Annotated in this window: 11 protein-coding genes and 1 pseudogene; 7 read left to right on the top strand and 5 right to left on the bottom strand. The window is 67.3% G+C overall.

Annotated features, from left to right (window positions below):
- The 3 genes from WA965_RS20965 to WA965_RS20975 all read left to right on the top strand — a co-directional run.
- Positions 1–123: hypothetical protein (locus tag WA965_RS20965; protein ID WP_526448030.1), on the top strand; the 123-nt coding region annotated here is incomplete at its 5' end.
- Positions 124–142: 19 nt separating this feature from the next.
- Entirely contained in the window at positions 143–736 is a 594-nt protein-coding gene (leuD, locus tag WA965_RS20970) for a 3-isopropylmalate dehydratase small subunit (protein ID WP_526297353.1), read from the top strand.
- A 202-nt stretch (positions 737–938) separates the two neighbouring features.
- Positions 939–1,433, top strand: a complete 495-nt coding sequence (locus tag WA965_RS20975) for an HU family DNA-binding protein (protein WP_526297355.1) — start codon at positions 939–941, stop codon at positions 1,431–1,433.
- 110 nt (positions 1,434–1,543) lie between these two features.
- On the opposite strand, the gene mutT1 is transcribed toward WA965_RS20975, so the two are convergent.
- The 3 genes from mutT1 to cofC form a co-directional block, all read right to left on the bottom strand.
- Positions 1,544–2,473, bottom strand: a complete 930-nt coding sequence (mutT1, locus tag WA965_RS20980; protein ID WP_526297357.1) for an 8-oxo-(d)GTP phosphatase MutT1 — start codon at positions 2,471–2,473, stop codon at positions 1,544–1,546.
- 58 nt (positions 2,474–2,531) lie between these two features.
- Positions 2,532–4,715, bottom strand: coding sequence for an RNA degradosome polyphosphate kinase (locus WA965_RS20985; RefSeq protein WP_526297359.1), 2,184 nt, complete (start codon positions 4,713–4,715; stop codon positions 2,532–2,534).
- A gap of 64 nt (positions 4,716–4,779) precedes the next feature.
- On the bottom strand, positions 4,780–5,457 hold the full coding sequence (cofC, locus tag WA965_RS20990; protein WP_526297377.1) for a 2-phospho-L-lactate guanylyltransferase: 678 nt from the start codon (positions 5,455–5,457) through the stop codon (positions 4,780–4,782).
- 71 nt (positions 5,458–5,528) lie between these two features.
- On the opposite strand from cofC, the gene WA965_RS20995 reads away from it, so the two are divergent.
- The 3 genes from WA965_RS20995 to WA965_RS21005 are packed head-to-tail and all read left to right on the top strand — an operon-like array spanning position 5,529 to position 8,742.
- Entirely contained in the window at positions 5,529–6,506 is a 978-nt protein-coding gene (locus WA965_RS20995; protein WP_526297379.1) for an NAD(P)H-dependent glycerol-3-phosphate dehydrogenase, read from the top strand.
- Positions 6,507–6,510: 4 nt separating this feature from the next.
- The gene (locus tag WA965_RS21000; RefSeq protein ID WP_526297361.1) at positions 6,511–7,626 is read left to right on the top strand and encodes a cystathionine gamma-lyase; all 1,116 of its coding nucleotides are present in this window, start codon (positions 6,511–6,513) and stop codon (positions 7,624–7,626) included.
- Positions 7,627–7,638: 12 nt separating this feature from the next.
- Entirely contained in the window at positions 7,639–8,742 is a 1,104-nt protein-coding gene (locus WA965_RS21005; RefSeq protein WP_526297363.1) for a D-alanine--D-alanine ligase family protein, read from the top strand.
- 9 nt (positions 8,743–8,751) lie between these two features.
- Here the strand turns inward: WA965_RS21005 and WA965_RS21010 are convergent, their stop codons facing one another.
- Both WA965_RS21010 and WA965_RS21015 read right to left on the bottom strand, forming a co-directional pair.
- A complete protein-coding gene (locus WA965_RS21010; protein WP_526297365.1) occupies positions 8,752–9,300 on the bottom strand; it encodes a DUF3515 family protein in 549 nt (182 codons plus the stop codon).
- Between the two features lie 11 nt (positions 9,301–9,311).
- Positions 9,312–9,554: an Lrp/AsnC ligand binding domain-containing protein gene (locus tag WA965_RS21015; RefSeq protein ID WP_526297367.1), complete on the bottom strand. Its 243-nt coding sequence runs from the start codon at positions 9,552–9,554 to the stop codon at positions 9,312–9,314.
- Positions 9,555–9,669: 115 nt separating this feature from the next.
- Between WA965_RS21015 and WA965_RS21020 the strand changes: the two are divergent.
- Positions 9,670–9,883 (top strand): annotated as a pseudogene (locus WA965_RS21020) (thiamine-phosphate kinase); the annotation flags it as partial.

Consider the following 9,883-nt stretch of genomic DNA (forward strand, 5'->3'; position numbering starts at 1 on the left):
TTCGAGGGCAGGCAAGGCAACGGCGGGCGCACGCACCGGGTGGCGCCGGCGGTCGCCGCGGCGACCGCGGTCCGCGGCACGCTGTCCTCCCCGGCGGATCTGCCCGCCGTGTCCGCTCACTGAAACCCGACAGGAGACTGTGATGGAAGCCATTCGCACCCACACCGGAATCGGCGTGCCGCTGCGTCGCTCGAATGTGGACACCGACCAGATCATTCCTGCGGAGTACCTGAAGCGGGTGACCCGAACAGGATTCGAGGACGGTCTCTTCGCGGCCTGGCGCAACGATCCGGCGTTCATTCTCAATCAGGCGCCTTTCGACCACGGATCGGTGTTGGTCGCGGGACCGGATTTCGGCACGGGTTCGTCTCGGGAGCATGCCGTCTGGGCGCTCATGGACTTCGGATTCCGGGTGGTGATCTCGTCCCGGTTCGCCGATATCTTCCGGGGGAACGCGGGCAAGGCCGGACTCCTGGCGGCAGAAGTCGCACAAGACGACGTCGAATTGTTGTGGAAACTCATCGAGCAGCAGCCGGGTCTGGAAATCACTGTGAATCTTCAAGATCGGACGGTCGCCGCGGGAACGGTCATGGTGCCGTTCAACATTGACGACTACACCGCCTGGCGGTTGCTCGAAGGGCTCGATGATATAGGCCTTACGCTGCGCAAACGCGATCAGATCGCAGAATACGAAGCCCGTCGCCCGAGCTGGAAACCGCGCACTCTGCCGGTCTGAAAAACGGGCTCCGGGGGCCAAATCGCCCCGTGCCAACCCCCTTTTGGGGGTGTCCGGCAGGACGCCAAGGGCGGCAACCGGATTGAAAAAAGTTCGCTGGCTTCGCCTGAAATTGCGCGTGGCTCTTGGAAATCAGCGGCCATTGGGTTTACCGTGTGCACTAGTCGGTTCAAAGTGGACCACTGGTATTCGGAGGTTTTGCATGAATAAAGCAGAGCTCATCGACGTACTCACGGAGAAATTGGGCTCGGATCGCCGGCAGGCAACTGCGGCGGTTGAGAATGTCGTTGACACCATCGTGCGTGCGGTTCACAAGGGTGAGAGTGTGACAATCACCGGCTTCGGCGTTTTCGAACAGCGCCGTCGTGCGGCCCGCGTCGCACGCAACCCGCGCACCGGCGAGACGGTGAAGGTCAAGCCGACCTCCGTTCCCGCGTTCCGTCCGGGCGCTCAGTTCAAGGCCGTTGTCTCTGGCGCACAGCGCCTCCCGGCAGAGGGACCCGCGGTCAAGCGTGGCGTGACGGCGGGCAGCACCGCTCGGAAGGCCGCCAAGAAGGCGCCGGCCAAGAAGGCCGCTCCCGCCAAGAAGGCTCCGGCGAAGAAGGCACCGGCCAAGAAGGCGGCACCTGCCAAGAAGGCTGCTCCCGCGAAGAAGGCTCCGGCCAAGAAGGCTCCGGCCAAGCGCGGTCGCAAGTAATCACACCACCAGATGCGCCGCGGGTCCTCGAGACCCGCGGCGCATTTGTTTTGTCCGGGGCGGCTAGTGCGGGTGTCGGCGCAGGTGAGTCTTTGAATTCATCTGCGGCGTCACTTCTTCGGGGCCAGTGCACTGTCGATGTGGTCGGCGGCGATGAGCCGGCCACCGGCCAGCGACAGGACCCATGTGCTGCCCTTACGGTTTCGTGACTTGTCCGGACGAACCCCGTCGCTCTCGCACCACCACGCGATGAGGTCGGGGATGACCTTGCCCTGAGTGCAGATCACCGGGTTGGTTGCGGCATCCGCGATCTCGAGAATGCGCTGGCGGCCGGCCTTCCGGTCGTCCGCGTACGCCTCCTCGGTGAGTGCAGGCTCCCCTCGGATCTCCGCTCCCAGCTCCTCGGCCAGCGGATCGAGCGTCTGCTGACACCGGACCCGGTCTGCGGCGAACAGCTCGCCGGCGCCGAAGGAGAGGAGCTGTCCGACAAGCGACTCCGCCTGCGCCCGACCGTGCTTGTCGAGGGGACGTTTCCGGTCGTCTCCCTTGTATCTGGTTCTGCTTCCCGCAGTGGCATGCCGAACTATCATCACCGTCTGGGTGTCGGCAGGCATCTTCAGGAAACGGCGAAGCACCTTGCGATCGTGTGGGTAGCTCAAGGCCGTCATCGCCTGCGGCGCCGGCAGCCATTTGAGATCGTCGGCCTCGTCGTTGGCGGTGAACTCCCCACCGACGCTACGCGCCGCCCAGTAACGCACCTTCTTCACCGCCTGGTCGACGGGGTAGCTCACCGTCGTCAGGCGGCGTCCGAGATGCGCGTGAAAGCCCGTCTCCTCCTCGATCTCACGGACGGCGGTGACGGGTTCCGTCTCACCCGGATCGACCTTGCCCTTGGGTAGCGACCAGTCGTCGTAGCGGGAGCGGTGGATGATCGCGACCTCCGGTGTACCTGTGACATCGTGGGGTCGCCATAACACGGCACCGGCGGCCAGGATCGGCTTCTTCTTCGTCGCCGGGTCCGGTGGGCTGTTCTTGGACACCTCAACTCCTGCAGGTCATCGCGGCTGATTCGGTGGCTCTCGGTCCGCGTCGTCCTGGCTACGGGTGGCGGTGCCGTTCCATCAATGACATCTGGTGATCGCGGACGGTCTGTCCTTCCTGCGGCGACGCCGTCCAGTGCCCGTCCGCGCCGAGCTCCCAGCATCGGGTCCTCGGGTCCGTCGCCGATTCGAACATGTCGTTCAGTTGTGCGGTCAATCGCGGATCCTTCACCTGCGCCATCACTTCCACGCGACGGTCGAGATTACGATGCATCATGTCGGCGCTGCCGATCCAGTATTCGTCGATGGCGCGGAAGTGAATGATCCGCGAATGTTCGAGGAATCGGCCGAGTATGGAGCGCACCTTGATGTTCTCCGAGTAGTCCGGGGCACCGGGACGCAGCGCACAGATTCCCCGGACCACCACCTCCACCCGCACGCCGGCCTGCGACGCCCGGTACAGCGAATCGATGACCTGCTCGTCGACCAACGCGTTGGCCTTCATGCGAATCCGGCCCTCGGCACCGTCGCGGGTGGCCGCGATCTCCCGTTCGATCCGCTCGATGATCCCCCTGCGCACGCCGTAGGGGGCGACGAGCAGGTTGCGGTAGGACTGCTTGCGGGAATATCCCGTCAGCGAGTTGAACAGGTCGGTGAGGTCGGCGCCGATGTCCGGTGCGGCGGTCAGCAGGCCGATGTCCTCGTACAACCGTGCGGTTTTGGGGTTGTAGTTGCCCGTGCCGATGTGGCAGTACCGACGGATCATCGAGCCTTCGCGACGCACCACGAGACACGTCTTGCAGTGTGTCTTCAATCCGATGAGCCCGTAGACCACGTGCACGCCGGCCTGTTCCAGTGCGCGCGCCCACTTGATGTTGGCCTGCTCGTCGAAGCGGGCCTTGATCTCGACGAGCGCCACCACCTGCTTGCCGGCTTCGGCTGCGTCGATGAGCGCGTTGACGATCGGTGAGTCTCCGGACGTGCGATACAGAGTCTGCTTGATCGCGAGCACATTGGGATCTGCGGCCGCCTGCTCGATGAAGCGTTGCACCGTGGTGGAGAACGAGTCGTAGGGGTGATGGACCAGGACATCACCGTCGCGCAGGGTGGAGAAAATGCTCTTGGGTGTTTCGCGCTCCCCGAATGCCGGGGGGGTGGCGGGAACGAACGGCCGGTCCTTCAGTGCGGGCCGGTCGACTCCGTAGACCTGCCACAGCGACGAGAGGTCCAACAATCCCGAGACCTGGACCACATCACCGGCCGCGACGTCGAGTTCGCGCAACAACAACTCGAGCATGCCCTCGGTCATGTCGTCGGAGACTTCGAGTCGCACGGGGGAGCCGAAGCGCCGCCGTGCCAATTCGCGCTCCAGCGCCTGCAACAGGTCCTCGTCGCGGTCCTCCTCGACCTCGAAATCCGCATTGCGGGTGATGCGGAACGCGTGGTGTTCGACGATCTCCAGGCCGGGGAACAGCACGGGTAGGAAGGCGGCGATCAGCTCTTCCATCGGAAGGAAGCGGACGACGTTCGGTGTGCCCTCGCGACCGGACAGCTCCACGAATCGGTCGACGTTGTCGGGCACCTTGATTCGCGCGAAGTGCTGGCCACCGTCATCGGGATGCTTGACGGTGATGGCCAGATTCAGGCTCAGGCCGCTGACGAAGGGGAAGGGGTGTGCCGGATCCACCGCCAGCGGTGTCAGGACCGGGAAGACCTGCTCGTGGAAGTAGGTGGACAGCCGGCCGCGTTCGTCGTCGTCGAGTTCGGCCCACGTCACGATGATGATGCCCTCCTCGGCGAGGGCGGGCCGGACCGAATCGAGGAAGACATGGGAGTGCCGGCTGGCGATCTGCTGGGTGCGCTCGCTGATCCGTCGCAACTGTTCACGCGGTGACAGGCCGTCGGCCGAGCGGACGGACAGTCCCATTTCGTCGCGACGCTTGAGTCCGGCGACCCGAACCATGTAGAACTCGTCGAGGTTGGAGGCGAAGATCGCCAGGAACTTCGCTCGTTCCAGCAGTGCCAGCGACGGATCGGCAGCGAGTGCGAGCACGCGGGCGTTGAAGTCGAGCCAGCTGAGCTCGCGGTTGAGGTAACGGTCGTCGGGCAGTGGGTTGTCGACCGTGGGAGCCGTAGCCGCGGGTGGCGCCTCCGGAGCCGATCCATCCGATCCCGCGACGGCCGGCAGGACGGGTGTCTCGGAGGCTTCCGAGCTGTCGGGGCGGGTCTGGGCTTCGGTCATCTCTGTGATGATTCCCTATCGGAGGGTGCTCCGGCCACCGAGTCGGGTCATCAGCTTCCCGCCGTCATCTTCCGCGGCCGACGGCCTTCTCGGTCGCGGCTCCCAGCCCGAGCCCCCGCGCCGCGATCAGGTCGTCGGGTGTGTCGATGTCGCAGCGCAGCCCCGGCCAGTCGCCCGTCAATTCGACCGCCCCCGAACGACGATGGCGCTCTGCGGAATCAGGGCCGAATCGCGGGTCGAGAGCCACCCCGAAGGAGAACAGTGCCGAGGTGCCGGTGCCGTGTCGGTCGGCGACGAAGCTGCGGGGTCGATCCCGAGCTGCGGCGATCGCCTCGGCGAGTTCGTCGACGTGCAGGGCAGGTAGATCACCCTGCAGCGCAACGACGTTGACGCTCTTCCTCCTGGCCATCGCCTCGGCGGCCAGGAGCGCGTTGTTGAGCGGATCGTGATGACCCTCAGGTGTGGGGTCGGTGAGCACCAGTGCGCCCAGCTTGGCCGCGGCCGCGGCAGCGGTGTCGTCGGGGGTGACGACGATCACCGACTGCGGCGAGGCGACGGCCGAGGCCGCCTCGATCGTGTCGATCAGCATTGCCAGCACGATCTGCTCGCGCGTCGCCGCCGAAAACACCGGCGCCAGCCGTGTCTTGGCAGCGGTCAGCCGCTTGACCGCGATCACCAGTGCGATGTCGGCGTCTCGAGCGCGCATGAGCCTGGCCGGCGCGCTGGCCGTGCTGTTGGTCATGCCGCTCACGAGCGTCATCCTGCCAGCTGATATTCCCCGGCTACCCTGAAGCCGTGGTCGAGGCGGCGGTGATGGGGTCCGGGGCGTGGGGGACAGCCCTGGCGAAGGTGTTGGCGGAAGCGGGGAACAATGTCAGGCTGTGGGCCCGTCGGCCCGAACTCGCCGACGAGATAAACCGCACCCACCTCAATGCCGATTACCTCGACGGACCGCTGCCCGAGTCGATCCGGGCGACCAGCGACCACACCGAGGCACTCGACGGCGCGTGCACGGTGCTGCTGGCCGTGCCGTCACAGACACTTCGCGCCAATCTCCTGCAGTGGAAGGACGCGCTGGGCGCCGACGCCACCCTGGTGAGCCTGGCCAAAGGTATCGAGCTGGACACCCTGCTGAGGATGAGTCAGGTCATCGTGCAGGTGACCGGTGCCGACCCGTCCCGCGTCGCGGTCGTCACCGGGCCGAACCTGGCCAGTGAGATCGCCCAGGGGCAACCCGCCGCAACAGTCGTCGCGTGCAGCGACTCGGGAAGAGCAGTGACGATACAGCGAGCGCTGTCCACCGGCTATTTCCGGCCGTACACCAACGCCGACGTGATCGGCGCCGAGGTCGGAGGCGCTTGCAAGAACGTCATCGCCCTCGCATGCGGGATGGCCGCGGGTGTCGGACTGGGAGAGAACACCGCGGCGGCGATCATCACCCGCGGGCTGGCCGAGATCATGCGGCTCGGAATCGCATTGGGGGCCAAGCCCGCCACTCTGGCCGGCCTGGCAGGCATCGGCGACCTCGTTGCGACGTGCATGTCGCCGCACTCCCGCAACCGATCGTTCGGCGAACGGTTGGGCAGGGGTGGCACCATGGAGGCCGCGCTGGCCGCGACCGGCGGCCATGTCGCCGAAGGGGTCACCTCGTGCGCGTCGGTGCTGGCGTTGGCATCGAGTTACGACGTCGAGATGCCGCTCACCGAGGCGGTGCACCGGGTGTGTCACAAGGGCCTGTCCGTCGACGAGGCGGTGGCCCTGCTGCTCGGCCGCACCACCAAGCCGGAGTAGTCGAGTGAGCGGCACGTACGGAGACTCCACTCGCAGCGTCAAAGCTGTTGGATCGGAACCGGTTCCGGGAGGACCGATCGCGCCGCCGCCGGTGCCGGCCGCCGCGTATCACCTTCCCCCCGATGAAGACGATTCTCTGGACAGCTACGGTCGCAGATCCAATCCGACCTGGCGGCAACTGGAATCGGCGATCGCAGCGCTCGAGGGCGCGTCGTCCGCGCTCGCCTTCGGTTCCGGGATGGCAGCTATCACGTCGGTGCTGCGGACCGTCGCCCAACCCGGCCACACGCTCGTCGTCCCTGCCGATGGCTACTACCAGGTGCGCGCCTACGCCCACGAGTTCCTCGCGCAGCGAGGGGTGACCGTGGTGCAGGCGCGGTGCGCGGAAATGTGCGACGCGGCAGCGAGCGCCGATGTGGTGCTGGCCGAGTCGCCGTCGAACCCCGGTCTGGATGTCGTCGACCTGCATCACCTGGCCATGACGTGTCGAGCGCGCGGCGCGATCCTCGTCGTCGACAACACCACCGCCACACCGCTGGGACAGCAGCCGCTGTCGTTGGGCGCAGACCTGGTGGTCGCCAGCGCGACCAAGGCATTGGCAGGACACCACGACGTCCTGGCCGGCTACGTCGCCGGCAGCCAGCCCGAGGTGATGGCGCGACTGGAGCGCGACAGGCTGTTGGCCGGCCCGATCCTGGGCGCCTTCGAAGCCTGGCTCGTACTACGCAGCATCGGGAGCGTAGGACTTCGATTCGAACGGCAGTGTCAGAACGCCGCCGCGGTTGCGCTGATGCTGCGCTCGCACCCGGCAGTGCGCTCGGTGCGCTATCCGGGTCTGCCCGGCGATCCGTCGCATGCGATCGCCTCGATGCAGATGCGGCGGTTCGGCGGCCTGGTCGCCGTCGAGTTGGCCGATGCGCAGGCGGTGCACGACCTGGTCGGTCGGAGCGCGCTGCTGGTCGCGTCGACGAGCTTCGGGGGGATCCACTCGTCGGTCGATCGCAGGGCCAGGTGGGGAGACCCGGTGGCCGACGGATTCGCCCGGCTGTCGCTGGGGATCGAGGACACCGACGACCTGCTCAGCGACATCGAGGCGGCCCTGCCACGGGGCGGACGGTAGCCTCTCTAGGTTGTGACTGCCCGCATCCGCGTTGCCGTTGTCTACGGCGGACGAAGTTCCGAACACGCGATCTCGTGTGTTTCGGCAGGCAGCATCCTGCGCAACCTCGATCCGGAGCGGTTCGAAGTGGTCGCGGTCGGCATCTCGCCGCGGGGTTCCTGGGTGCTCACCGATGGGCGGCCCGAGACGCTGGCCATCACCGACGGCACCCTGCCCCGGGTCGGCGAGTCGTCGGGCACCGCGCTCGCGCTGACTGCCGATCCGGCCCGGCACGGTCAGCTGCTGTCGCTGGGCGAAGGCGCCGGGGAGATGCTGGCCGCCGTCGACGTGGTGTTCCCGGTACTTCACGGACCCTACGGCGAGGACGGCACCATCCAGGGCCTGCTGGAGCTCGCCGGTGTCCCGTACGTCGGCGCGGGGGTGCTGGCCAGCGCTGCGGGCATGGACAAGGAGTTCACCAAGAAGCTGCTCGCCGCCGACGGTCTGCCGATCGGCGACCAGGTGGTGCTTCGCCCCCAGCAGGCCACCCTGTCGCTGGAGGATCGCGAACACCTCGGGTTGCCGGCGTTCGTCAAGCCTGCACGCGGCGGCTCGTCCATCGGGGTCAGCCGGGTCACCAGCTGGGACCAGCTCGCCGGTGCCATCGATGTGGCGCGCAGGCACGACCCGAAGGTCATCGTCGAGGCTGCCGTGCCCGGCCGGGAACTCGAGTGCGGCGTGCTGGAGTTCCCCGACGGTCGGATCGAAGCGAGCACCGTGGGCGAGATCCGAGTGGCCGGGGTGCGCGGTCGCGAGGACGGCTTCTACGACTTCGAGACCAAGTACCTCGACGACGCCGCGGAACTGGACGTGCCCGCCAAGGTCGACGACGTCGTCGCCGAGCAGGTCCGCGGCCTGGCGATCCGGGCGTTCCGCGCCATCGACTGCCAGGGTCTGGCCCGGGTCGACTTCTTCCTGACCGACGACGGACCCGTGATCAACGAGATCAACACGATGCCGGGGTTCACCACCATCTCGATGTATCCGCGGATGTGGGCAGCCAGCGGGGTCGACTATCCGACGCTGCTCGCGACGATGGTCGAGACCGCGATGGCCCGCGGGACCGGCCTGCGCTAGCAGCGCGCGTCACCTGACCGGTCCGGGGTCGACGGGGGTTGCCGGCAGCGCCTCGGCTATCGCCGTCGAGATCACCTGGATGGGCGTGGGACCCGACCCCGAGGGCAGGGTCAGCGCCACATAGACCGGCCGGTCCACGGCGAACCACGTGCTGCGTCCCTCGTCTGCCTGGTCGGCCACCCGGAACCACTGGACGGCATCGACGACCTGAAGGGGTGCGCCCACGACGAAGTCGACCGGACGGTCCAGGCCACATCGCAGGATGAGCGCCTCGCTGCCGTCGCCGGCCTGCCACGCCGCCGTTCCCGCCGGAGCGGGCTCACGCACGGGGGCCCGTGAGTAGTCACCGAGTTGCTCGGGCAACGCGTCGATCAGTGAGCGACATTCGGGACTGTCGGAACGCGGCGCGGGCGCTCCCGCGATCACGACCGGAGCCTGGGTCGGCGTGCGCTGCAGGACAGCGGCGACGACGAGCACAGCGACGACGGCGCCGACCGCCAGGACGAGCGCCGCGATCAGCAGGGGCCGGGATGGGCCGTCGCCGGTCTGGCTTTTCATCACGCCAAACTCTAAGGCTGGACCCCGTCGGCGATCGGGCAGGTCAGCGTCCGGGTGATTCCGGAGACCTGCTGCACGCTGGGAACGACGGTGGACTGGAGTTCGGCGAGGGTCGGGGCGCCGACGCGGACCACGACGTCGTAGGGGCCGGTCACGTACTCCGAGCACAACACCCCGGTGAGGCCGGCGAGCTGCTTGGCGATGACCTCGGCGCGACCGACCTCTGTCTGGATGAGAACAAAAGCCTCGACCACGCCGTTATCCCTCCATCTGGCTGCATAGACTCCACGCCGCAGGGACCAAACGTACCGCAGGAACGCCGAGCGTTCAGGGCACGAAGGTGCTGCGGGGATCATGAAAGGACCGGACATGGCGGGCGAAGACCCGGCGGACTCGCTGGCCGCAACGGGGGAGTTCGCGGTCATCAACCGGCTCGTCGCCGGTCGGCGTCAGCCCCCGTTCGTCTCCGTCGGTCCCGGCGACGACGCCGCGGTGGTCGCCGCCGCCGACGGCAGAACGGTGGTGTGCACCGACATGCTCGTCGAGGGTCGACACTTCCGGCTCGACTGGTCCACCGCCCACG

It is taken from the genome of Mycobacterium sp., assembly GCF_049683935.1.
Taxonomy (GTDB): Bacteria; Actinomycetota; Actinomycetes; order Mycobacteriales; family Mycobacteriaceae; genus Mycobacterium.